General features: G+C 66.6%; 1 protein-coding gene. It reads right to left on the bottom strand.

Annotated features, from left to right (window positions below; all coding sequences use genetic code 11):
* Positions 1–587 (bottom strand): hypothetical protein (locus HAV39_RS42425; RefSeq protein WP_425321560.1); only part of this gene is annotated, 587 nt, incomplete at both ends.

Raw genomic sequence — 587 nt, 5'->3', positions numbered from 1 at the left:
GTCCTTGGTGTCTTTGGCCTGTTGTGCCTGGTGGCGCAGTAGTTCGCCGGGGGCGCCGTTCGTGCCGCCCGGCTCTTCGGTCAGCGCGCTGCTGGACAGGTCGGGTCTCAGTTCGGGTCCGATGAAGTGGGCCAGTCGTGCGACGGCCTGCTCCAGGCCGGCGAGGCGGTCGTCGATCTGCTTGGCCGCGCCGTGTCCGGCCAGCTCGGGGGCTTTCGCCATGTCCGGGATGTGTTTCTCGGTGTCCTTGTGCTCCTTCTCCTTGGAGTCTTTGCCGTCCTTCTCCTTGTTGTCCTTGCCGTCGTCCTTGCTTTCCTTGACTTTCTTCTCCTCGGTGTCCTTGCCGTCCTTGTCCTTGGGCTTCTCGGTGCCCTTGTCGGTGGCGTCCTTGATCAACTTGATCGCGTCGCCTTCCTCGATCCCGGTCAGCACGCGCAGGTCGGGTCGGCTTCCGATGCGTTGCGTGGAGGGGCGGCCCGGGGCGTCCTGCTGCAACGATCCGTGGTTGCGCAGCAGATCGCGAGCGGCTCGCGGGCTCAGCGGGGGGCGGCCTGCTGCGAGCCGCCGACCCTGCAGACAGGCCAGCA

This window comes from Catellatospora chokoriensis, assembly GCF_011297315.1.
Taxonomy (GTDB): Bacteria; Actinomycetota; Actinomycetes; order Mycobacteriales; family Micromonosporaceae; genus Catellatospora; species Catellatospora citrea.
This window is presented reverse-complemented; position numbering and strand designations above follow the sequence as displayed.